19 protein-coding genes are annotated in these 21797 nt (G+C 71.6%); 10 read left to right on the top strand and 9 right to left on the bottom strand.

Going from position 1 to position 21797, the window contains the following annotated elements:
• Positions 1-203: 203 nt before the first annotated feature.
• From WMF34_RS27270 to ribA, 4 genes are all read left to right on the top strand, one after another.
• A complete protein-coding gene (locus WMF34_RS27270) occupies positions 204-446 on the top strand; it encodes an addiction module protein (RefSeq protein WP_437989611.1) in 243 nt (80 codons plus the stop codon).
• A 52-nt stretch (positions 447-498) separates the two neighbouring features.
• Positions 499-864 (top strand): hypothetical protein, encoded by a 366-nt coding sequence (locus WMF34_RS27265; protein ID WP_437989610.1) that lies wholly within the window; start codon positions 499-501, stop codon positions 862-864.
• Positions 865-931: 67 nt separating this feature from the next.
• Positions 932-2734: an acyl-CoA dehydrogenase gene (locus WMF34_RS27260; RefSeq protein WP_437989609.1), complete on the top strand. Its 1803-nt coding sequence runs from the start codon at positions 932-934 to the stop codon at positions 2732-2734.
• Between the two features lie 361 nt (positions 2735-3095).
• On the top strand, positions 3096-3773 hold the full coding sequence (gene ribA, locus WMF34_RS27255; RefSeq protein WP_012237912.1) for a GTP cyclohydrolase II: 678 nt from the start codon (positions 3096-3098) through the stop codon (positions 3771-3773).
• Between the two features lie 11 nt (positions 3774-3784).
• On the opposite strand, the gene WMF34_RS27250 is transcribed toward ribA, so the two are convergent.
• From WMF34_RS27250 to glmU, 5 genes are all read right to left on the bottom strand, one after another.
• Complete coding sequence (locus WMF34_RS27250; RefSeq protein WP_437989608.1) at positions 3785-4588, bottom strand: family 1 encapsulin nanocompartment shell protein; 804 nt, start codon at positions 4586-4588, stop codon at positions 3785-3787.
• Between the two features lie 2 nt (positions 4589-4590).
• A complete protein-coding gene (locus WMF34_RS27245; RefSeq protein WP_437989607.1) occupies positions 4591-4977 on the bottom strand; it encodes an encapsulin-associated ferritin-like protein in 387 nt (128 codons plus the stop codon).
• Positions 4978-4995: 18 nt separating this feature from the next.
• Positions 4996-5175 (bottom strand): FmdB family zinc ribbon protein, encoded by a 180-nt coding sequence (locus tag WMF34_RS27240; protein ID WP_437293213.1) that lies wholly within the window; start codon positions 5173-5175, stop codon positions 4996-4998.
• A 322-nt stretch (positions 5176-5497) separates the two neighbouring features.
• The gene (locus WMF34_RS27235) at positions 5498-5818 is read right to left on the bottom strand and encodes a S24/S26 family peptidase (protein WP_012237908.1); all 321 of its coding nucleotides are present in this window, start codon (positions 5816-5818) and stop codon (positions 5498-5500) included.
• A 40-nt stretch (positions 5819-5858) separates the two neighbouring features.
• Positions 5859-7280 (bottom strand): bifunctional UDP-N-acetylglucosamine diphosphorylase/glucosamine-1-phosphate N-acetyltransferase GlmU, encoded by a 1422-nt coding sequence (glmU, locus tag WMF34_RS27230; protein ID WP_012237907.1) that lies wholly within the window; start codon positions 7278-7280, stop codon positions 5859-5861.
• A gap of 176 nt (positions 7281-7456) precedes the next feature.
• On the opposite strand from glmU, the gene WMF34_RS27225 reads away from it, so the two are divergent.
• Together WMF34_RS27225 and WMF34_RS27220 are read left to right on the top strand one after the other, a co-directional pair.
• Positions 7457-11326 carry a hypothetical protein gene (locus tag WMF34_RS27225; RefSeq protein WP_437989606.1) on the top strand — a complete coding sequence of 1290 codons (3870 nt, stop codon included), beginning with the start codon at positions 7457-7459 and terminating at the stop codon, positions 11324-11326.
• Positions 11326-12828, top strand: a complete 1503-nt coding sequence (locus WMF34_RS27220; protein ID WP_437989605.1) for an OmpP1/FadL family transporter — start codon at positions 11326-11328, stop codon at positions 12826-12828. Before WMF34_RS27225 ends, WMF34_RS27220 begins: the two co-directional genes overlap by 1 nt.
• On the opposite strand, the gene WMF34_RS27215 is transcribed toward WMF34_RS27220, so the two are convergent.
• The 3 genes from WMF34_RS27215 to WMF34_RS27205 form a co-directional block, all read right to left on the bottom strand.
• Complete coding sequence (locus WMF34_RS27215) at positions 12794-13294, bottom strand: host attachment protein (protein ID WP_049876377.1); 501 nt, start codon at positions 13292-13294, stop codon at positions 12794-12796. The genes WMF34_RS27220 and WMF34_RS27215 overlap by 35 nt on opposite strands.
• Before the next feature lie 282 nt (positions 13295-13576).
• Positions 13577-14539, bottom strand: a complete 963-nt coding sequence (pip, locus tag WMF34_RS27210) for a prolyl aminopeptidase (protein WP_437989604.1) — start codon at positions 14537-14539, stop codon at positions 13577-13579.
• A 178-nt stretch (positions 14540-14717) separates the two neighbouring features.
• On the bottom strand, positions 14718-16562 hold the full coding sequence (locus WMF34_RS27205) for an AMP-dependent synthetase/ligase (RefSeq protein ID WP_437989603.1): 1845 nt from the start codon (positions 16560-16562) through the stop codon (positions 14718-14720).
• 247 nt (positions 16563-16809) lie between these two features.
• Here WMF34_RS27205 and miaB point away from each other — a divergent pair, with 247 nt between their 5' ends.
• From miaB to WMF34_RS27185, 4 genes are all read left to right on the top strand, one after another.
• Entirely contained in the window at positions 16810-18306 is a 1497-nt protein-coding gene (gene miaB, locus WMF34_RS27200; protein ID WP_437989602.1) for a tRNA (N6-isopentenyl adenosine(37)-C2)-methylthiotransferase MiaB, read from the top strand.
• A gap of 1 nt (position 18307) precedes the next feature.
• The gene (locus WMF34_RS27195) at positions 18308-18892 is read left to right on the top strand and encodes a gamma carbonic anhydrase family protein (RefSeq protein ID WP_437293205.1); all 585 of its coding nucleotides are present in this window, start codon (positions 18308-18310) and stop codon (positions 18890-18892) included.
• On the top strand, positions 18889-19089 hold the full coding sequence (gene thiS / locus WMF34_RS27190; protein WP_012237899.1) for a sulfur carrier protein ThiS: 201 nt from the start codon (positions 18889-18891) through the stop codon (positions 19087-19089). The genes WMF34_RS27195 and thiS overlap by 4 nt, the downstream gene beginning before the upstream one ends.
• A gap of 99 nt (positions 19090-19188) precedes the next feature.
• On the top strand, positions 19189-20628 hold the full coding sequence (locus WMF34_RS27185; protein ID WP_437989601.1) for a VanW family protein: 1440 nt from the start codon (positions 19189-19191) through the stop codon (positions 20626-20628).
• A 59-nt stretch (positions 20629-20687) separates the two neighbouring features.
• On the opposite strand, the gene phhA is transcribed toward WMF34_RS27185, so the two are convergent.
• Positions 20688-21554 carry a phenylalanine 4-monooxygenase gene (gene phhA, locus WMF34_RS27180; protein WP_012237897.1) on the bottom strand — a complete coding sequence of 289 codons (867 nt, stop codon included), beginning with the start codon at positions 21552-21554 and terminating at the stop codon, positions 20688-20690.
• Positions 21555-21797 lie beyond the last annotated feature (243 nt).

Raw genomic sequence — 21797 nt, 5'->3', positions numbered from 1 at the left:
TTTCGCAGGCGAGGAATATCCTTGATCGTCAGTGAAGCATCTCGATCGTGTCGCGCGCGAATAGGGACTGTCGACATGTACATGTCGGTCCCGGATCGGCGTGACGGTGCCGCGGTGCGCGGCTCACCGTCGGCGCCGCTCGCTCTTGACCGCGTCAACCACGCGCTACGCCGCCGCGCGCCCCTTGTGGTATCCTGCTGATCATGGAGCGAGCCATCCAGAACCCGCCGCCTGGCTTCGACGAGCTCACCGTGAACGAGCAGATCGAATACGTCCAAGCGCTCTGGGAGCGGATCGCGGCGAGGGAGGAAGAGGTGCCGGTACCCGAGTGGCACAGCGCCGTGCTCGAACGCCGGCTCGCCGAGTACGAAGCAGCGCCAGACGCTGGCCGGTCCTGGGAAGAGGTCGAGGCCGACCTTCGTGCGAGCCTCGCGACGCGTCGATGATCCGGCTCATCGTACGCCCATCTGCCGAGCTGGACATCCGGGAGGCGGCGGAATGGTACGAGGACAATGGTACGAGGACGAGGAGGCGGGGCTGGGCGGACAGTTCGTTGACGAACTACGGCATATCGTTCGCCGGATCCGCGAGCTCCCGTCACAGTTCCCCGAGATCGGGCGGGGGACTCGCCGCGCACTGCTCAAGCGATTCCCCTATGCGATCTACTTCCTGCTTCGTGGTGAAGCAGACCAGCGGGCGGCGCTGATCCTTGCCGTACTCCATCACAGCGGCGCAGCCCGTCTGTTTGGAAGAAACGCACTCGAGACCAAGGCGGAACGGGCTAACTCGGCGCTGGCGCCGACGCCGGCAGGATCCGGCCGGATCCTGTCGGTTCATTTCCGCCCGCGCTCGCCGGACCCATGACCGAGACAAGCCGCTCGACATCCCGCTTCATGCGCGCTTAGCGTGCGTCAGGCCCGGCGAGAGACACATGACCCCTCCCCAGAACCCCCTCCTCAACGACCGCGACGTCGAGTTCCTCCTCTACGAGGTGCTCGACGCGACGCGCCTCTGCGAGCTCCCCTATTTCGCCGATCACGCGCGCGACACGTTCGATCTCTACCTCCAGAGCTGCCGGCGGTTCGCGCGGGAGGTGCTGTTCCCGACCTACAGGCCGGTCGACGAGGCGCCGCCGCGCTTCGAGGGGGGCGCCATCACGGTGCACCCCGCCGTCAGGCGGGTCTTCCGGCCGATGGTCGAGCTCGGGGTGCTCACCGCGGCGCGGCCGGCCGCGGTGGGGGGCCAGCAGCTTCCGCTCGTCGTCGCCACGCTCGCGGGGGCCTACCTGCAGGCGGCGAACCTGAGCGCGTGCGGCTACCTCAGCCTGACGGCCGGCGCGGCGCACCTCATCGAGACGTTCGGTGACGACGCCCTGCGGTCCGCCTTCATGACCCGGATGTACGCCGGCGAGTGGACCGGGACCATGGCGCTCACCGAGCCCCAGGCCGGCTCGAGCCTCGCCGACGTCCAGGCGAGCGCGGTGAAGACCGACGCGGGCCACTACCTCGTCCGCGGGTCGAAGATCTTCATCTCGGGCGGCGACCACGACCTCACCGAGAACATCGTCCACCTCACGCTCGCGCGCATCGAGGGCGCGCCTCGGGGCATCAAGGGCGTGAGCCTGTTCGCCGTGCCCAAGCGGCGGCCCGAGGGCGGGCAGCTCGTCCCGAACGACGTCGAGGTCGCCGGCATGATCCACAAGCTCGGCTGGCGCGGGCTCCCCAGCCTGTCGCTCAGCTTCGGCGAGAAGGGGGACTGCCACGGCTACCTCGTGGGCAGCCCCCACCAGGGCGTCGCCTGCATGTTCCAGATGATGAACGAGGCCCGCATCCTGGTCGGCGCGAACGCCGTGGCGACCGCCTCCGCGGCCTACCACGAGGCGCTCGGCTACGCGCTCGTCCGGCCGCAGGGCCGGCCGCTCGGCGCGAGGGACCCGGGGGCGCCGCAGGTGCCCATCATCGAGCACGCCGACGTGCGCCGGATGCTGCTCCGGCAGAAGGCCATCGTCGAGGGCGGCCTCGCGCTCGTCTCCACGACCGCGCTGTACGCCGATCTCGCGGCGCACGCCGCGGACGCGGCGGAGCGGGAGCGCGCCCAGCGGCTCCTCGACCTGCTCACCCCCATCGCCAAGACCTTCCCCGCCGAGAAGGGCTTCGAGGCGAACGCCCTCGCGCTCCAGGTCCACGGCGGCTACGGCTACTCGAGCGAGTACCTCCCGGAGGCGTGGCTCCGGGATCAGAAGCTCAACTCGATCCACGAGGGCACGACGGGGATCCAGGGCCTGGACCTGCTCGGCCGCAAGGTCGTGGCCGGGAACGGCGCCGCGCTCATCGCGCTCGGCGGCGAGATCCGGCTGACGATCGCCCGGGCGCAGCGGGCCGGCGTCGAGCCCGCGTGGGGCGAGCGCCTCGGCGCGGCGCTCGCGCTGCTCGGCGAGGTGACGGTGCAGCTCGCCGAGGCGGGGATGCACGGCGACACCGAGCGGATGCTGCGGCACAGCGCGGATTACATGGAGCTCGTCTCCGTGGTCGTGGTGGCCTGGCAATGGCTCGCGATGGCCGCGGCCGCTCGCGAAGGGCTCGCCAGGGGCGCCGCTCCGGCCGACTTCTACGAAGGCAAGCTCTGCGCGGCGCAGTACTGGCTCTCGACGGAGCTGCCCCGGGTCGAGGTGCTCGCCGCGCTCTGCCGCTCCGGCGAGGACTCGTACGCCAGGATGCAACCCGGGTGGTTCTGAGGCGGGCGCGCGGCGCCCGGCCTCCTCGGCACCCCCGGTGGTTCCGAGGCGGCGGCGGTCCCCCGGCTTCCTCGCCGCTCCGAGGGTCCGCCGGCGTCTCGTTGGTGAGTTCGCTCACAGTCGGCGGTGCCGGCGGATCGCGCGGGGACGAAGCAGATCGGCTGCTCCGGATCGCTGACCGGCTGCTCCAGGTATGTCCTTGGAGCAACATCTTGGAGAGCTTACCTTGTTCCGGCCGGGTGCTTACGCTACCTGATTGACGCCACCTTCAGGGGTGGCCGGACAAGGGCAGGGCAGCGGGCTACCCAGGCGCGCTCCTTGCTTGACAGGCGACCCAGGATTCCTCCACCAGGAGAGCGAGATGCACGTCCCGACGACGGCGATCCGGCCTCAGCTCGATATTCGCGCCCAGGCGCCCGTGCCCACGAAGCACGGCGTCTTTCAGATGTTGGTGTTCCACTTCGGTGGGACGACGAGCCCCGACCAGGGGCTGTCTCCCGATCACGTCGCGCTCGTCATGGGCGACGTGCGCGGCCGCTCGGACGTGACCCTGCGCGTCCACTCCGAGTGCCTCACGAGCGAGGTGTTCGGCTCCCTCAAGTGCGATTGCCGCGAGCAGCTCGAGGCGGCCCAGGCCGAGATCGGGCGCCGCGGGCTCGGCGTGGTGCTCTACCTCCGGCAGGAGGGGCGCGGCATCGGGCTCGCCAACAAGATCCGGGCGTACCAGCTCCAGGCGTTCGGCCACGACACGGTCGACGCGAACCGCATCCTCGGCCTGCCGGACGACGCCCGCGGCTACGAGCCCGCGGCCGCGATGATCGAGCACCTCGGCATCGAGTCGATCCGGCTCCTCACGAACAACCCCGACAAGGTCGACGCGCTCCGCGCGCTCGGCGTCCGGATCGCCTCGCGCTCGGCGGCCATCGTCCCGGCCAACCCGTTCTCCGCGCCCTACCTCGAGGCGAAGCGCCTCCGGATGGGCCACGTCATCCCGTCGCTGCGGGACGGCGAGGGCGCCGCGGTCGGCGACGCCGAGTAGCCGGCCTGATTTCAGCCCCGCCGCAGCGCCACGGCCGCGGCGCGCTCGAGCACGCGGAACGTGAAGCTCTCGGTGAGGAAGAGCTCGACGACCTGTCTGTCGTGCCCGTCGTAGCCGATGGACAGGTCTTCCCCCACGGTCAGCTCGAAGTCGCCGCCTCGCGTGCTCAGGAGCACGCCGCCTTCGAGCGCGGGCGCCCACACGATCGGCCCGTCGATCAGCTGGCCCTCGATGTGCTTGCGGAGCGGATAGCCGTCCTCCGCGGCCGCGGCCAGCTCGTCGTACGCCTTCGGGCCCAGCGCGAGCGCATAAGGACCGTCGACGCCCGCGGCGCGGAGCACCTCTCTCGCCTCCACCACGGCGCGCGGCCACGCCTCCGGCGCGGGGATCACCACGGGCTTGTGCGGCGCGACCTCCAGGATCCCTTCGATCCCGGCGGCCGCGAGCCCGTTGAAGATGGCGCCGTCCTCGAAGCGCGCGGCGTGCTCGGCGGCGCGCACGACGTCCTCGATGTTGGGCTCCTGCGCGCCGCGCCCGACGGCGTCCAGCTCGGCGAGCTCGAGGCGGATGGGCGCGCGGAACTCGACGAGCGGCCGCACGAGGCGGACGCCCGCGCTCACCGCGGACCCCTCCTTCCGCTCGATCGCGCGCAGGCGCCCCGTGTTGACGGCGGCGACCTCCCAGCCGAACGGACCGCGGAAGTCGACGACCTTGCGGCCGGCGAGGTGCAGCTTGAGCACGCGCGTCGCCTCGTGATCGATGAGGTCCCACGCGGCGGGGAGGATGGGAGCGAGCTCGCGCTTGAGAAGATCCATGATCATGCCCCCTTCAGGCTCCCGATGCCGAGCGCACCGCTCGGCGGCACCGTGGCGCCGGTCTTCGCCGTGGCGCCGAGCTTCGCCGCCTCCTCGGCCGCCTCCACCTCGGTGATCGGCCCCTGGCTGTTGAGGTAGATGTCGATCTTCTCCTGGAAGACGCGATCATTCCGCCGGAGCCACTCGAGGTTCATCATCGCGTGCTCCACCTCCTCCTCGAGGTGGTGGAGCAGCACGGCACGGAGCTCCGCGTCCGAGCACGCCTCGGCGCGCTGCTGGTACCAGTCGATCGCCTCGAGCTCCTCGATCAACGAGACGATCGCGCGGTGCCGTTCCTTGGTCGCCTCGGACAGGAGCTCGGGCAGCTCGTGGTAGTTCTCGCTCGACACGTCGCTTCGTCCTTCTGCCTAGGCGCTCTTTCGCGCCGTTTGCACCTGGAACGCCACGATCTCCGGCTCGACGTTCGAGCGGCCGCAGGCCGTGCACTGGACCGTGCGCTCCCGCTTCAGGCGCTCGAACTCGGAGAGCGACGCGACCACCTCGAACTCGGCGCCGCAGTCGTTGCACTTGAACTCGTACGTCGGCATGGGGCTCCTGTCCTGCAAATGTGAACTGAATCACATACGAGGGCACAAGCGAGATCCGTGCCCTCCCAGGATTCGAGCCGACCCAGGTTGCAGCCGGACGAGCACGGGGGTCTCTGGCGTCGCGCGAAAATGACCTGCGCAGTCGCTGCCGGAGGCCGAGCTACAGCCGCGGCCGGAAGTTCGGGTCGGATCGCCGATGCGCTCGCCGCGTGGCTCCGGCGCCGGGAGGTGTGATCCCGGCGGGTCGGCCGGTCGCCTCGCTACCGCCCCTCACCGTGCGTGAACAGCACGGGCCGCGTCGACCTCGCCCGCTTCTGGTCGGTCATCTGCGCTTCTCAGCGACGCCATCCACATGCGTGACGATCCCGAAGATGTTCGCTCGGGTCGTCCAGCCATTCACGTGGCCCTTGTTGTTGCTGATCTGGAAGCGCCCGTCCGCGCCGACGGCGGAGACCAGGTGCAGCCACTGCTTCCCCTCGACCTTGCAGAGCACCACGTCGCCGACCCGTGGGGGCGTCGAGATCGGCGCCACCGTGACCAGCTGCCGCGACGCGATGCGGCCCTGCATGGAGTTGCCCGTCGGCCGAAACGAGACGGTCTGCCCCTGCCTCAGCTGCTCGATGTACTTGGTCGCCCACGTCATCCACGCCCCCCCACCGGCCCCCCCCCCCACCCTTCAGGGCCTACTTCTTCGCCGCGTCCTTCAGCCGCGCCTTGAGCCGCGTCGCGTAGCCCTCCTTGTTCTCCTGCTTCACCCGGCCGATCGCCAGCGCCTCGTCCGGCACGTCGCGGGTCACGGTCGTGCCCGTCGCCACGTAGGCGCCCGCGCCGATCTTCACCGGGGCGACGATCTGCGAGTCGCTGCCGATGAAGGCGCCGGCGCCGATCTCGGTCCGGTGCTTCCGGAAGCCGTCGTAGTTGCAGAAGATCGTCCCGGCGCCGACGTTCGCGCCCTCGCCGATGTCGCCGTCGCCGAGGTAGGCGAGGTGGTTCGCCTTCGCGCCCTTCCGGACCACGGTCTTCTTGGTCTCGACGAAGTTGCCGATGTGCGCGTCGGCCTCGATCTGGCTCTCCGGGCGGAGGTGCGAGAACGGCCCGATCTGCGCGCCGGCGCCGATCGACGACTGCGAGGCGACCGTGTACGGCTTCACCGAGGCGCCCGCCTCGACGACAACGTCCGTGAGGACCGAGCCCACGTCGATCCGCGCCCCCGCGCCGACGCGCGTCCGGCCCCGCAGGACCACGGCGTGCTCGATCACGGCGTCCGGCTCGACGAGCACGCCCGCGTCGATGCGGGCGCTCGTGCGGATCGTGACGCCGCTCTTGCGCAGCCGGTCGGCGATGCGGCCGTAAAGCACCTCCTCGGCGGCGGCGAGCTGCGCGCGGTCGTTGATGCCCACGAGCGAGCCGACGTCCCTGGCCACGACCGCCGCGGCGCCGCCGGCCTTCGCCGCCTGCGCGACGATGTCGGTCAGGTAGAGCTCGCCCTGCGCGTTGTCCGTCGTCAGCCCCGCCAGCGCGCGCCCGAGGAACCCGCTGCGGGCGAGGTACACGCCGGGGTTCACCTCGGTGATCGCGCGCTCCTCGGCCGTCGCGTCCTTGTGCTCGCGGATGCCGATGACCCGGCCCGACGCGTCGCGGAGGATCCTGCCGTACCCCGTCGGATCGGACACCTCCGCTGTGAGCATCGCGATCGGCGCGTCGCCCGCGCGGTCGAGCGCCCCGCGGAGCTGCGTGAGCTGCTCCGGATCGAGCAGCGGCGTGTCGCCGCACAGGATCAGGATCGCCTCGGAGGTCGCGTCGATGTGCGGCATGGCGCAGCGCACCGCGTCGCCCGTGCCGCGCTGCTGGGGCTGGAGCGCGGTGCGGACCTTCTTCCCCTGGGCGCCGAACGCCTTGTCCAGGGCCGCCGAGACCTCGTCCCGGCCGTGGCCGACGACGACCACGACGTCCGAGGCGCCGGCGGCCAGCGCCGCGTCGACGACGTAATGGAGCATCGGCCGGCCGCAGAGCTCGTGGAGCACCTTCGGTCGGGCGCTCTTCATCCGAGTCCCTTGTCCAGCAGCGAGAACGACAGCGGTGAGCGGGGTGGGTTGGGTCGCCATCGCTCCGCAGCGTATACCCACGAGCCCGCCGCCGTCCTCGTCGCAGCGCAGTGACGCTGGAGAACTGGAGAACGCGCGCTCCGGTGTCACCCACCTGACCCCCGCAGGGGCGCCAAGCCCCTACGCACCTGGAGTGGAATAGTCTACCCTGGGGGCAACTGGGGGAGGTTGTCGTCATGCGCAGGCGCGCGCTGGGTTCCTCGGCCGCTGTCGTACTCCGGCTGGTCGCGCTCGTCTCGGTCGGCGGGGCGATCGCTTCGTGTCACGAGCCGCTCGACACGACGCGGGTGGCGCCTCCCAAGGTCACGGAGGGCGGCGGGCTGGGCGACGACGTCTTCGGCATGCTCTGCGACCGTGTGGGCGCGTCGAGCCTCCACGAGGACCACACGGGCGCCTCGTACCAGCGCGTCTGTCACTACGACCGCGAGGGCCGGTACGAGGACGCGGTCGACGTCTCGCTGCTCCCGCCGGTCTCGGGCGAGCGGGCGGAGCAGGCGCGCAGGCTGGGCGTGGCCAAGGTGGAGGCCATGGCGCGGTGGCGCAACGCCCTCGTGGACGCCGTCAACGCCGCGGTGCCGGACATCGAGATCGACAACGTCGCGCCCGGCGAGGGGGGCGGCAAGATCCGGCTGCACGATGCCGTCCTGAGCCTCTCGCAGACGCTCGCGCCGCTCTACGAGACGAACCCGTTCGACGCGGCGGGGCCGGCGGTCCTGCCCGCGTCGACCCGGGGGATCGCCCGGCTCCTCGACGCGCTCCTCCACGGCGGCGAGGAGAGCGCGAGGCCGGAACCGGAAGAAGAAGAGGAGGGCGACCAGCAGAGGCAGCGGGAGCGGGCGCCGATCGCCTGCGACCGGGCAGAGGGGCGGGAAACGCCCGTCTGTGCGCTGGCGAGCATCTGGGGGCGCCAGGGCTATCGCTCGGCGGAGGTGGGGCTCGGCATCGCGGGCGCGGCGCTCGCGTACCCCGGCCTGCGCCCGATGACCGTGGCGGCGCTCGACGTGCTCGGCCCCGGCGGCCCGGGGGCGCCCGCGCTCCAGGCGCTGCTCGCCGCCGGCGAGCAGGAGCTGGCCACGCTGTCGCTGCCGGAGCGGGCCCCGCTCGCGATCGACGCCGCCACCGCGCAGCCGAGCCGCCCGCGCACGACCCTGGAGCTCGCGCAGGCGGCGCTGCTCGCGGAGCACCCCGAGCTCGCCGCGCCGCCGTCGATCTTCATCGCCCGCCGCGATGGGCGCGGGTGGGTCCTCCCCCAGGGCGACGGGGTCCCCGCGCCGTTCGCCGACGCGGACGGCGACGGCCTCGCCGACGTCGACGCGTCCGGCAGGTTCGTGGACCGGACCGGCGCGCCGCTCGCGATCGAACCGCCGTTCGCCATCCCCGGCGTCACCGAGCCGCCGCGGGACCCGTTCGGGGGCCTCTCGCCGGAGCTCTACGCCTACGTCGACACCTCCCGCACCGTCCTCGGCGCGGCGCTGCGGTCGATCGTGCCGCTCGTCGACGGGACCCGGTACGCGGGCAAGGGCGATCCGGAGCCGTGGAAGACCGAGCACGAAGGGCTCATGTACGCGCTCTCCGGCGCGTACCTGCTCTTCGGCGAGCGCGAGGAGGCCCGCTACGACGTCCGCCGCGGCAGGCTCGTGCCGGCGGACGAGCGGTGCGACGGCTGCCTGTCGTACCGCCGCTTCCGCGGCGAGGACTCGCCGCTCGCCGACCTCGCGCACGCGGTCGGCCAGGTGCTCGCCGACAAGGACTCGGACGTCCTCCTGCTCACGCTCATCGATCTGCTCGAGAACCGCGAGGCGGAGCTCGCGCGCATGACCGCCGCGGCGCTGCGCATCCGGGACGTCGCCCGCGAGCACGACCGGCTGGCCGCCCAGGGCAAGGAGGCGCCGGCGCGGATCGACGACAAGGCGCCGCTCTGGGACGAGCTCGCGGCCGTGCTCGGCAAGGCCGTCGAGCAGCCGGGGCTCGTGGCGCGCTTGCTCGAGGCGATCGCGGGCGGCGCGCTCCTCACCCCGCACGGCAGCGCGCGGCACGCGGGCGACGCGATCGCGGCGATGCTCACGACCCGCGACCAGTACGCGTACAACCCGGCGGACCTGAACGGCCCGGCCATCAACCTCACGGTCGGGGCGCCGTCGACGGCGGCCCCGAAGACGCCGATCGACCCGAAGAAGCCGAGGGGCGGCGACAACCGCTCGGGCATGGAGCGGCTGATGCAGCTCATGCACGACACCGCCGGCGTCAGGCAGTGCAACAAGGAGGGCGCCGTGGTGAGCGCCTTCGAGATCACGGTGCCGTTCGTCGAGTTCGCCGAGTGCGAGCTGTTCCAGATCGACGACCTGGCGGCCTTCTACCTCGACTCGCTCCTCCCCGACGGGGACCCGAAGCGGGCCGAGCTCGAGGTGAAGCCCTCGGCCCTGGCGCTGCTCGTGACCGACTCGGTGCTCGTGGACTCCAGCGGCATCGTCGGCCTGACGAGCCGCCCCACGCCGGCCGCGCTCAGCCGGCTCATCTACTTCGGGGCGGACTCGGACAGGTTCCCGGGGCTGCCGGACCTGGATCCCTTCCGGGCCGGCGCGAACCTGGCGACGAACCTGTTCATCTCGGGGACGCTCGAGCCGGCCGGCACGATCCATTGCCCCAGGAACGCGCTCGGCGTGAACGAGTGCAGCTCCCCGGAGAACCTGATCCGGGTGCGCCACCCGGGGACGACCTACCTCCTGGAGCAGCTCGGCCTCGCCGCGTACCTGGGCCCCATCGTGAAGGCGTTCGCCGACGTCGACCCCGGCACCACCGGCGAGGCGATCCTGACCGATCTCTTCAGCACGGCGTACCGCCACTGGCCGGGCAAGGAGCACGGGCCGGAGTGCATCAAGGCCGGATCGCCCGAGACCAACACCGCGTACTGCTCGGAGGCAGGGGTCAACAGCTACGAGCCGCTCCTGGCCGACGCGCTCCGGGCCGAGGACGTCCTGGCGTCGTCGGTGGCGTTCGCCCGGATGGCGCGCGACACGTCCGTGACCGTGCGGCGCGGCCCCGCGGCAGATCGGCCGCTGACGAAGGCCCAGGTCATCGAGAAGCTCGCGCGCATCCTCTTCAGCGCCCGCTACGCGGCCGGCGTGGGCATGACCGACCGCTGGGGGAAGAAGAAGGCCACGTGGGCGGATGGCCGGGTCCAGGACCAGCTCACCGTGTTCACCCTCCTCGCCGGCGCTCTGAACGGCATCGACGCGCGCTTCGCGCAGCGCAACGCGCCCGACGCCGCCGAGCGCGAGGGCCAGTGGAAGCGCGGCGTGGACGAGCTCGTCGATGCGCTGCTCGCGGTCGAGGGGTCGGGGCCCGAGGCCCGGTTCAAGAACCGCGCGCTCCCGAGGATGGGCGCCCTCGTCCTGCGCGTCCTCCGCGAGCAGCTGAACGCCCGCTGCCCCGATCGCGAGACGGCGGGGCGGTGCGCCTGGGCGCAGAAGGAGATCGGCGCCACGGTGAGCGACCTCCTGAGCCACCCGCTGTTCGCCGCCGCCGTCGACGTGATGGAGGCAGTCCGCGCCCACGAGCCGGCGCGGCGGGAGATCGAGCGGTTCCTCACCTACCTGCTCGACGCGGACGCAGCCGGCGCCCCGTTCCAGGCGCTGCCGACGACGCTCGCCGACGGCCTCCAGCTCCTCGCCGACGACGACGCCTTGCGCCGGATCCTGAAGGCCGCGTCGACCGCGCTGACCCCGGCGGGGGGCGCCGGCGGGCCGGGCGCGGCCGGCGCGGGGCTCGACGCGCTGAAGGCGCTCAACGACGATCGCTACGACAGGTATCGCGCGATGGAGCACGTGCTCCCGGCGCTCGTGACGCCGATGGCGGACGGCCGAGCGCCGCTCGACGTGTTCCTCGACGCGTTCGCGGACGTGAACCGCATCGAGGCCGGGAGCGGCGCGCCGCTGACGGCGGAGGACTACCGGCAGCTTCTTGTCTCGGCCAGGGACTTCCTGACGGACGAGACCCGCGGGCTCGAGCAGATCTACGCCATCGTCAAGAACCGGCCGCACGAGTGATGCACGTGCAAACGCCCACGATCCGCGCCGTGCTCTCCGTGGCGTTCGCCGCGGGCGCGCTCCTCCTGCCCGCGGGCGACGCCGGCGCCGCCGGGCTGTACTTCACCGACCGCGGCGTCCGCCCGTCGTCCCGCGGCGGGGCGTACATCGCCGGCGGCGACGATCTCGGGGCGATCGCCTACAACCCCGCGGGCGTCTACGAGGCCGGCACCCAGGTCCTGTTCGACGTCGGGCTCTTCGAGTGGCGCAGCCGGCACACGCGCCAGGCGATCGTACGGCAGGTCGACCCGAACACCGGCGAGCCGACGGGCGCGAGCTTCGTGCAGACGATGGAGCCGGTGACCGGCAGCGCGCCGGTGCTGCCGATCCCCACGCTGGCGGCGTCGTTCAAGGTCGATCCGCGGTGGGTCGTCTGGGGCGGGGTGTGGGCGCCGTACGCGGCCCTCTCCAGCTATCCGGAGCAGGTGAACGGCATGCCGGCGCCCCAGCGCTACGCGCTGCTCACGCTCGAGGGCTCCGCGCTCGCCCTCGTGGGGGTCGGGGCGGCGTACGCGCCGTCGCCCGAATGGCGCTTCGGCGCCGGGCTCGGCGCGCTGGTCGGCGCGTTCAACAGCCGGATGGTGGTCTCCGGGTGCCTCCCGGAGCGGATGTTCTGCGCGCCCGAAGATCCGGAGTGGGACATCCATTCCGAGCTCAGCGTCGCGCCCATCGTGGCGCCCACGGGCCAGCTCGGGGCGCTCTTCGTCCCGACGCCGCGCTGGCGCGTCGGCCTGGCCTTCCAGCTGCCCATCTGGGTGCGCGCGCCCGCCAAATTCAGGGCGCGGCTCCCGGCGGCGCCTGTCTTCGAGCGCGCCGTCCAGGAGGGCGAGGACGCCGACGTCGCGTTCGACCTGCCGTGGATCCTCCGCGCCGGCGTGGAGGCGCGGGTCGTGGACGACCTGCGTGTGGAGCTCGGGTTCGGCGTGGAGGGCTGGAGCATGCACGACGACATCCTCGTCGAGCCCGACGGCGTGGTGCTCCGGAACGTCGCCGGCTTCCCGGAGGAGTTCCGCGTGCCAGCCGTCTCGTTCCCGCGGCGGTTCGAGAGCTCGCTCTCGGCGAGGCTCGGGGGCGAGTATTCCTTCGATCTCGCGGGCGCGCGGTGGGATCTGCGCGCCGGCGTGAGCCTCGAGCAGAGCGCCGTCCCGCCCGGGTACCTGTCGGTCCTCACGATCGACGCGACGAAGCTGACGACGGCGGCCGGCCTCGGCGTCCACCTCGGCCGGTGGCGCCTCGACGCGAGCTACGCGCACGCCTTCGCCGCGGACGTGAGGGTCGATCCGAGGGAGGCGCGGCTCCCGCAGGTGAGCCCGGTGCGGGCCAATCCGCCGGAGAACCCGAACACCATCAATGGCGGCGCCTACAGCGCCCGAGCGAACGTCGTCGGGCTCGGCGTCGCCTACACGTTCGAGGCGGCCGGGAGCGGCCCTATCCGGCCCGCAGCTCGCGCAGCCGCTCCGTGAGCCGGGGGCCGTCCAGCCAGCTCAGGTCCTTGTCCACGCTCGTCTCGATGTGGTTACTGACCTGCTTGCTCACCGCGCCGCGGAGCAGGCCGAGGAAGTGCGGCGGCGCGACGAGCACCAGCGTCTCGTAGGCGTGCTCGTTCAGCCCCTTCTCCAGCACCTCCGCGAGCTCCTGGGCGAACTTCTGCTTCTCGACCTCCTTGGGATCGGTGTCGGGGGCGGCGCCGGGACGGCCGAGGTACTGACCCCCCGGGCCGCCGACAGGGCTGCTGTTCCCGCCGGAGGTGCCGTTCGGCTTGCGGCCGTGCGCGTCGGCCATCAGATCCCGCACGCGCGCCCGGCTCTCGTCATGGTTGTACGACTCGAGCAGGGTAAAGCCCTTGCCAGCAGGCTCTTCACGATAGAGCTGGGCACGGCTTGCGTCGGAGACCAGGATCCATGTCTTCCGTGCTGCCTTCTTTGCCATAAGCCTCCACGGGGGAATCAACCTTCCCTTGGTTTACGTTAAAGACCGACCCGACGCGGCGCAAGCGGCCGGAGGGCCGAGTCCGGCGTGATTCGGCCGGATCGCACCCCGAGAGGCGGGCTCCAGCAGGCTCGACAACCTGCGCGCGGCCTGAATTCGTGGAGAGCGGGAGCGGGCGATCGGCGCTCGGGAGGTGGTTGACCGCGAAATACGGTGTTTGGTGTACCGGGCGTATCCACCGAGCTCGGCCGCGCCGCCGCGGCCGAGCTCGTGGACCGCCGGTCAACGGAACCGGTCGGTCGCCTCGACCAGCTCGTGCAGGATGCCCGGCTCCATCGCCGAGTGCCCTGCGTCCGCCACGATGCGCAGATCGGACTCGGGGAACGCGCGGTGGAGCGCCCACGCGCTCTCCGGCGGACAGACCACATCGTAGCGGCCCTGCACGATGACGGTCGGGATATGGCGGATCCGGTGCACGTCGTCGAGCAGCTGCGTCTCCGTCGTGAAGAAGCCCTTGTTCATGAAATAGTGGCACTCGATCCGGGCGAACGCGAGGGCGAACGCATCACCAGACGTCTTCGCGACGAGCTCGTGGTTCGTGAACAGGCAGCTCGTCCGCCCCTCCCAGACGCTCCACGCGCGCGCCGCCCGCTGCTGCAACCCGGGGTCCGGGCTCGTGAGGCGCCGGTGGTACGCCGTGAGCAGGTCGTCCCGCTCGGGCTCGGGGATGAACGCGAGGTACTCCTCCCACGCGTCGGGGAAGATGGCGCTCGCGCCCCGCTGATAGAACCAGTCGAGCTCCTGCTTTCGCAGGAGGAAGATGCCGCGCAGCACGAGCTCCGTCACGCGCTCCGGGTGCCGCTCGGCGTAGGCCAGCGACAGCGTGCTCCCCCACGAGCCGCCGAACACCTGCCAGCGCTCGATCCCGAGGTGCTCGCGGAGCTTCTCCATGTCCTCGACGAGGTGCCAGGTGGTGTTCTCCTCCAGGCACGCGTACGGCGTGCTCCTGCCGCAGCCCCGCTGGTCGAAGAGCACGATCCGGTAGGCCGCCGGGTCGAAGAAGCGCCGTTGCTTCGGCTCCGTGCCGCCCCCGGGGCCGCCGTGCACGAAGACCACCGGTTTGCCGCGCGGATTGCCCGACTCCTCGAAATAGATCTCGTGAAGATCGGAGACGCGCAGCCTCCCGGCGCGGTACGGCTCGATCTCGGGATACAGCGTTCGCCTCTGGGTGCCTGTCGTCGTCATGCCGCTCCCGTCCGTCGGTCGACGTCGCGCGTCGCGCGCGCCGGCGCGTCCAGCGTACGCGAAGGCGCGCCGGGAGGGGAGAGGGCGTGGACGGGCGGGAGGGGAGAGGGCGTGGACGGGGGACGGCAGGTCGCGGAGGGGGAGCGGCGGGGGACCGCCGGTCGGGGGCGCGGGAGGCTCAGCCGGGCTGCGCGGCGTCGCGCGCAGCGGTTTTCTCCGCGCCGCCCGCGCCGCCGTAGAGCGCCTCGAGCGCGGGCCCGTACTTCTGGAGCGCCACGCGCCGCTTCAGCTTCAGGGTCGGCGTGAGCATCCCGTTCTCCGCCGTGAAATCCTCGGCCGTGAGGGCGATCTGCCTGATCTTCTCGAAGGACTTGAAATCGGACGCGTACCTGTCGACCTCCGCCTGGACGTGCGCGACCACCCGCGGGTGCTTCAGCATCGTCTCCGTCGACTCGAACGAGAGCCCCTCGGCCCGCGCCCATTCCGTCAGCGCCGCCATCTCGGGCGCGATCACCGCCACGTTGAAGGGGCGGTTGTCGCCGTAGATCATCGCGCCGTTGATCAGCGGAGAGAGCTTGATCTTCTCCTCGAGCGGGGCCGGCGCGACGTACTTGCCGTTCTCCAGCTTGTACTGCTCCTTGATGCGGCCCGTGACGAAGAGGTAGCCGTCGTCGTCGAGGTAGCCCAGATCGCCCGTGCGGAAGCCGCCATCCTCCGTGAAGACGGCCTTGTTCTCCTCGTCGCGCTTGTAATAGCCCACCATGACGTTCGGGCCGTAGATGACGATCTCTCCCTGCTTCGGGTCGTGGGTCTCCGACCTGTCGATGACGATCTTCACGCCCGGGATCGGCTTGCCCACGCTGCCGAGGCGGCGGGCTCCCGGGTAGTTCACGGTGGCGACGGGCGATGTCTCCGTGAGGCCGTAGCCCTCGTAGACGGTGATGCCGAGCGCGTCGACGAACTCGGCCACCTGATAGGCGAGCGCCGCCCCGCCGCTGATGGCGTACTTCAGCCTGCCGCCGACACTGGCGCGTATCGTCGAGAAGATGACGCGGTCCGCCGCGACGAGCGTGAGCCGCTCGGCGAGGCCGAGGGGCTCGCCCTTCTGCTTCTTCTTCGCGGCGCGCAGCCCGGCGCGGAACAGGGCCTGGATGACGGCGGGCTTCCCCGCCATCTTCTTCTGCACGCCCTCGTAGATGCGGTTGAAGATCCGCGGGACGCTCATCAGCACGGTGGGGCGCACCTCGCCGAGGTTCGCGAGGATCTTGTCGACCGACTCGCTCAGCGCCATCGACGCGCCCACCGTGATCATCACGTGGAGCTCGCCGGTGTGGCCGAACGAGTGGGCCCACGGGAGGAACGACAGGCTCCGATCGTCGCCGCCGAAGGGGATGAGATCCAGCACCGCGCAGACGTTGGAGGCGATGTTGCCGTGCGACAGGATCACCCCCTTGGGGTTGCCGGTCGTGCCCGACGTGTAGATGAGGCACGCCGTGTCCTTCGATGTCGGCTGGATGGCCGGGGCCGGGCTCCCCTCACCCGCGGCGAGGAGCTCCTTGTACGAGCTGGTCTTCGCGCCGGGGACGCCGTCCCTCGCCCCGTCGGGGTCGAACAGACAGACAACGTGCTTCAGTGAGGGCGCCTTCTCGGGGAGATCCTTGCATTTGCCGTAGATCTGCGGCGTGGCGACGATCGCGGCCACGGCCTCGCAATCGTTGATGATGAACGCCCACTCGCTCGGGAGCTGCGCCTCGTACATCGGCACGACGGCGACTCCCATGCTGAAGCAGGCGTACGCCGAGACCGCCCACTCGACGCGGTTGTTGGAAATGAGGGCCACCCGATCCCCCCGCTGGACGCCGAGCGACGCCAGCCCACCGCGGAACCTGGCGACGAGCTGCCCGAACTCCGCATACGTGATCCAGTCCCAGCGGCCATCGGTCTTTGTCCCGAACAGCGGCCGGTGGCCATGAAGCTTCAGCGCGCGATCGAGCAGGTCTACCAGGTTCTCCAGTTTCGCCATCGGTCTCCTCCCGAGCCGATTGTTAACATGGTACTGCGCCGCGTCAGTGTCCTTTTGGCGGCGCGTGGCGCCGGCTGTTGTCGCGCCGACGCTGGAGCGGCCCCGCGCGCGTCGATCGGCGCGGGGTCGGGGGTGCCGCGCGGGGGGGTTGACGATGGGGGGAGGGCTCGCGCGGCGTCGACGGCGGGGCTCCTGGCGCGCGAGGTGGCGGCCTCGGGCCCCTTCTGTTAGAGCGTTCATCGCTTCGATGCCCCGGTATTCCATCACGACGTTCGGCTGCCAGATGAACGTGCACGACTCCGAGCGGATGCACGACGTGCTCCGCTGCGCCGGCTACACGGAGGCCGGCAGCGCCGACGAGGCGGACGTGCTCGTGCTCAACACGTGCAGCGTGCGCGAGAAGGCCGAGCAGAAGCTGCGGAGCGAGGTGGGTCGGCTCGCGCGCTGGAAGCGGGAGCGCGCGGACCGGGTGCTCGTCGTGGCGGGCTGCGTGGCGCAGCAGGAGGGGGAGCGCCTCCTCAAGCAGATGCGCGCGATCGACGTCGTGGTGGGGCCCGACAACATCCCGGAGCTGCCCGGCCTGCTCGGCGACCTCGCGATCGGCGGGCTGCCGATCGCGCGCACGGTGTTCGACCTCGACGCGCCCCGGTTCCTCGTCGCGTCGCCGCCGTCGCCCTCGTCCTCCTCCTCGCCGCGCGCCGCGCCGACGGCGTTCGTGACCGTCATGAAGGGCTGCGACGAGCGCTGCTCGTTCTGCATCGTCCCCCACACCCGCGGGCCGGAGCGGTACCGGCCGAGCGACGAGATCGTCGCCGAGATCGCGGCGCTCGTGGCGGCGGGGACGCGCGAGGTCACGCTGCTCGGCCAGACGGTGAACAGCTACCGCGACCCGCTCGGCGCCCTGCCGCGGGCCCCGGGCGCGAGCGCGGACGACCCGGACGAGAGCGAGTTCGCGGCGCTGCTCCGGCGCGTCGCGGCCGACGTCCCCGGCCTCGCGCGCCTGCGCTACACGAGCCCGCACCCGCGGCACCTCACGCCCTCGCTCGTCCTCGCCCACGCCGAGCTCCCGGTGCTGCCGCGCCACGTGCACATGCCGGTGCAGTCGGGCAGCGATCGGGTCCTCCGGCGGATGATCCGCCGCTACACGCGCGCCGAGTACGTCGCGAGGACGCGGGCGCTCGTGGAGGCGGTCCCGGGGCTGACGCTCTCGACCGACATCATCGTCGGCTTCCCGGGCGAGACGGAGGACGACTTCGCGGCGACGCTGTCGCTCGTGCGCGAGGTGGGGTTCAAGGGGCTGTTCGGCTTCAAGTACTCGCGCCGGCCGCACACGCCCGCGCTGAAGCTGCCGGACGACGTGCCCGAGGGCGTGAAGGGCGAGCGGCTCGCGCGCCTGTTCGAGGAGAGCGAGGCGCTGCTCGCGGCCCACCTGTCGGCCCTCGTGGGGACGACGCAGGAGGTGCTCGTCGAGGGGCGCGACAAGGAGCGGGGTCACGGCGGACCCGGCGGCGCGCTCTGGTCCGGCCGGACGGGGCGCCACGAGATCACGCACATCGACGGCGCCGGGGAGCTCGATCTGCTCGGCGAGGTCGTCGAGGTCTCGATCGCGCGGGCGAACAAGCACTCGCTGCAGGCCGAGCTCACGGAGGCGGCGCGCGCCGCGGCCCGGCCGCGGCAGCGGGGCGGCCTGGAGCCGCGGCCCGCCCGGCGCTCGCTGCCGGTGGTCGCCGCCGAGGGCGGCTGACGTGGCGCTCGTCCTGGACCTCGGCGGGGTGTCCCCGCGGCTCGGGCGCGACGTGTTCCTCGCGCCGAACGCGACGGTGATCGGCGACGTCGAGCTCGGCGACGAGGCGAGCGTGTGGTTCGGCGCGGTGCTGCGCGGGGACATCGGCGCGATCCGCGTCGGCCCGCGGACCAACGTGCAGGATCTCGCGTGCCTGCACCTGACGGGCGGCGTCTCGCAGACGATCGTCGGCGCCGACGTGACCATCGGGCACAGCGCGATCCTGCACGGCTGCCGCGTCGGGGACGGGTGCCTGATCGGGATGGGCAGCATCGTGCTCGACAACGTCGAGATCGGCGAGTGCTCGGTGATCGCGGCGGGCGCGGTGGTGCCGCCGGGGCGGGTGATCCCGCCGCGCTCGATGGTGCGCGGCAACCCGGCCCGGGTCGTGGGCGAGGTGCGGCCGGACCAGGCCGAGCTCGGGAAGCTGGGCGCCGCGGGCTACGTGGAGAACGCGCGGCGCTTCCGGGCGGCGCTCGCCGGGGAGGCCGTCGAGCCGCCGGAAGTCGCGGCGCGCTTGGTGATGCGAGAGGTGAGGAAGCCATGAACATCAGGGTGAACGGGGAAGCGCGCGACGTGCCCGCGGCGCTCACGGTGCGGAGGCTCGTCGAGCTGCTCGGGCTGACCGAGGGGCCGGTGGCGGTGGAGCGCAACGGCGAGGTGGTGCCACGCGCCGAGCACACGGCCGCCGAGCTCGCCGAGGGGGACGTGGTCGAGATCGTCCATTTCGTCGGCGGCGGCTGAGACTGCTTGGCGTCCTTGGCGCCATGGCGTTTTTTTCTCTTCTCGACGGTTTAGCGATCTTCCAGGTCGTCCGCGATCCGGCTACCATGGCGAGCTGCCGTGGATACGAGGGCCCTCGTTCTGGTCTTGGCGCTCGGCGGGTCGGCCGGCGTGGGCGCCGCCGTGGGGGTGCGCCATGTGTTGCCGGCCTCTCCGGTGGTCCGCGGCCTCTCGGTCGGCGAGCGCTTCCTGCCGGACGGCGCCGCGCCGGCGGCCTGGCTCGCGGCGCGGCGCGACGCGCTTCGCGAGCGCGTGGTCCGGCTGCGCCACGACGACGTGGAGCTCACCGCCACGCTCGGTGAGGCGGGCGTCGAGGTCGACGTCGACGAGACGCTCGCGGCGGCGCGGCGCGTCGGCCACGAGGGGCCCTGGGCGCGGCGGCTCCGCGAGGCTCGAGGGGCGCGGCGCGGCGAGATCGACGTGCCGCTCACCTGGGCCGTCGATGAGCCGCGGGCGCGGGCGTTCCTCGAGCGGCTCGCTCCGCAGATCTACCGGGCGCCCGTGGACGCGCGGCTCGACCTCGCGAACCGGCGCAAGATCCCGGAGCAGGCCGGCCGGGCGCTCGATGTCGAGGCGTCCCTCGCGGCGCTGCGGGCCGGGGAGCACGGCGACGAGGAGCTCATCGAGCTCGCCGTCCGGCAGATCTTGCCGCAGGTCGTCGTCGCCGACCTGGTGAGCGTCGACGTCACCAGGGTCGTCGCGGCCTACGAGACGAAGTTCAAGCACCACGGCAAGGAGGCGGGGCGCGCCCGCAACATCAGGAACGCCGCCTCCAAGATCGACGGCACCATCCTGGCCCCGGGCGATACCTTCTCGTTCAACGCCCATGTCGGCCCCCGGACGGCCAAGAACGGGTTCACGATCGCCCCGGAGATCCTGGGGGACGAGACCGTCCCCGGCTATGGCGGGGGGACGTGTCAGGTCTCGAGCACGCTCTACGCCGCGTCGCTCTTCGGCGCGCTCGACACGCCGGACCGCCAGAGCCACTCCCGCCCGAGCGCCTACATCCCCATGGGGCTCGACGCGATGGTGACCTACCCGGAGTCGGACCTGAAGATCAAGAACACGCTCCCGTTCCCGATCATGATCCACGCGTATCTCCCCGAGCCGACGGTGCTCCGCGTCGAGATCCTGGGCGGAGACCCGGTGGCGGAGGTCCAACATCACGTCTCGGCCGAGCACACCGACGATTTCATCCGGCGCATCTACGTGAAGTCCGAGCTCGCCGAGGGCAAGGTGAAGCGCCACCAGAAGGGCTCGTGCGGCTACGACGTGAGGTCCTTCGTCACCGTCCGTTACAAGGACGGCAGGGCCTCGGAGCGCAGCTATTCGAGCGAGTACAGGCCCGCGCCAGAGGTCTTCTGGGTCGCGCCCGACTACGACCCGCAGGCGCTGCCGGCGCTCTCCGAGCACGCGAAGGCGGTGGAAGAGCTCCGCGAGGGGGAGTCCCCCGCCGAGGCCCCCGCTGCGGCGGGGCAGGGCGGCGCCTACTCGATGTGAGCCCGGTCGAGGGCACAGGACCCCTCGGCCATTTCTTCGAGGTCGAGTAAGGGGATGCCTTATCCCGCAACCCCCTTCGCGAGCGCGTAGGCCTGCGTGCCGCGTGTGTAGATCCGATCCTCCGGCAGCACGTCGGCCGGCGCGATGTCCGTCAGCTGGGCGACCTGTTCGTAGAGGGGCGCGAAGTCGGTCTCGAGCGTCTGGCGGAGGAGATCCTCGAAGCTGTCGATCACGAAATAGCTCTGCTGGTAATCGTCGATTCGATAGCGGGTGCGCATCAGCCGCAGCAGATCGAAGCCGACCCGATTGGGCGAGGGATCGTCGAGCGCAAAGATCGATTCGCCGTGCGAGGAGACGATCCCTGCGCCATAGATGCGCAGGCCCTCTGCGCTCTGTATCAGCCCGAACTCGACCGTGTACCAGTAAAGGCGCGCCAGCCGCTGGATCGCGCCGAGCCCGTTCGCCCGCTGGCCGCCCTGGCCATAGGCCTGCATGTAATCGGCGAAGACGGGGTTCGCCAGCAGGGGGACGTGGCCGAACACGTCGTGGAAGACGTCCGGCTCCTGCAGATAGTCGAGCTGCTCGGGCGTGCGGATGAAGTTGCCGGCGACGAAGCGGCGGTTCGCCAGATGTTCGAAGAACACATCGTCGGGAATCAGGCCCGGCACCGCCACCACCTGCCAGCCGGTCGCATTCATCAGGCGTTCGGAGAGCGCGTCGAAGTTCGGGATTCCGCTGTCGCCTAGACGCAACACATCGAGCCCGGCCAGGAACTCGGGCGCGGCGCGGGCCGGGAGTAGCTTGGCCTGCCGATCGAACAGCCGGTCCCACAGCGCGTGCTCGGCCGCGCTGTAGCGCTCCCAACGCTGGGGAATCGTCCAATCCGCTGCCGCGCCTTCGGGCGGGGTGCCGTGTGCATAGCTCATGGTGGGGGAGATGGTGGGGGAGAATGAAGTCCAGACGCTTCGGGGAGAAGGCATCATAGGAACATGGAGTCCGCAAGGGCAATCCTGCTGGTTCCCGCGCCTGCCGACCGTGGCCGCGCAACCGGACACGTCGGAGGAGCTCCGCCGTCGCCTGGTGAGGGGGGGCACCGTGCTCGCGCGCCTCCAGGCGCTTCGCCGCGCTCCGGCAGGAGCGCGACGCGACGCCATGCGAAATACAGCAGG

Source organism: Sorangium sp. So ce145 (assembly GCF_051525985.1).
Lineage (GTDB): Bacteria > Myxococcota_A > Polyangia > Polyangiales > Polyangiaceae > Sorangium > Sorangium cellulosum_B.
Note: the sequence above shows the minus strand (reverse complement) of the source record. Positions and strands in the feature narration are given on the sequence as shown.

Coding starts and splice junctions, on each gene's coding strand:
- WMF34_RS27270 (WP_437989611.1), top strand. CDS start 204: ATGGAGCGAGCCATCCAGAACCCGCCGCCTGGCTTCGACGAGCTCACC.
- WMF34_RS27265 (WP_437989610.1), top strand. CDS start 499: ATGGTACGAGGACAATGGTACGAGGACGAGGAGGCGGGGCTGGGCGGA.
- WMF34_RS27260 (WP_437989609.1), top strand. CDS start 932: ATGACCCCTCCCCAGAACCCCCTCCTCAACGACCGCGACGTCGAGTTC.
- ribA (WP_012237912.1), top strand. CDS start 3,096: ATGCACGTCCCGACGACGGCGATCCGGCCTCAGCTCGATATTCGCGCC.
- WMF34_RS27250 (WP_437989608.1), bottom strand. CDS start 4,588: ATGGATCTTCTCAAGCGCGAGCTCGCTCCCATCCTCCCCGCCGCGTGG.
- WMF34_RS27240 (WP_437293213.1), bottom strand. CDS start 5,175: ATGCCGACGTACGAGTTCAAGTGCAACGACTGCGGCGCCGAGTTCGAG.
- WMF34_RS27235 (WP_012237908.1), bottom strand. CDS start 5,818: ATGACGTGGGCGACCAAGTACATCGAGCAGCTGAGGCAGGGGCAGACC.
- glmU (WP_012237907.1), bottom strand. CDS start 7,280: ATGGCGACCCAACCCACCCCGCTCACCGCTGTCGTTCTCGCTGCTGGA.
- WMF34_RS27225 (WP_437989606.1), top strand. CDS start 7,457: ATGCGCAGGCGCGCGCTGGGTTCCTCGGCCGCTGTCGTACTCCGGCTG.
- WMF34_RS27220 (WP_437989605.1), top strand. CDS start 11,326: ATGCACGTGCAAACGCCCACGATCCGCGCCGTGCTCTCCGTGGCGTTC.
- WMF34_RS27215 (WP_049876377.1), bottom strand. CDS start 13,294: ATGGCAAAGAAGGCAGCACGGAAGACATGGATCCTGGTCTCCGACGCA.
- pip (WP_437989604.1), bottom strand. CDS start 14,539: ATGACGACGACAGGCACCCAGAGGCGAACGCTGTATCCCGAGATCGAG.
- WMF34_RS27205 (WP_437989603.1), bottom strand. CDS start 16,562: ATGGCGAAACTGGAGAACCTGGTAGACCTGCTCGATCGCGCGCTGAAG.
- miaB (WP_437989602.1), top strand. CDS start 16,810: ATGCCCCGGTATTCCATCACGACGTTCGGCTGCCAGATGAACGTGCAC.
- thiS (WP_012237899.1), top strand. CDS start 18,889: ATGAACATCAGGGTGAACGGGGAAGCGCGCGACGTGCCCGCGGCGCTC.
- phhA (WP_012237897.1), bottom strand. CDS start 21,554: ATGAGCTATGCACACGGCACCCCGCCCGAAGGCGCGGCAGCGGATTGG.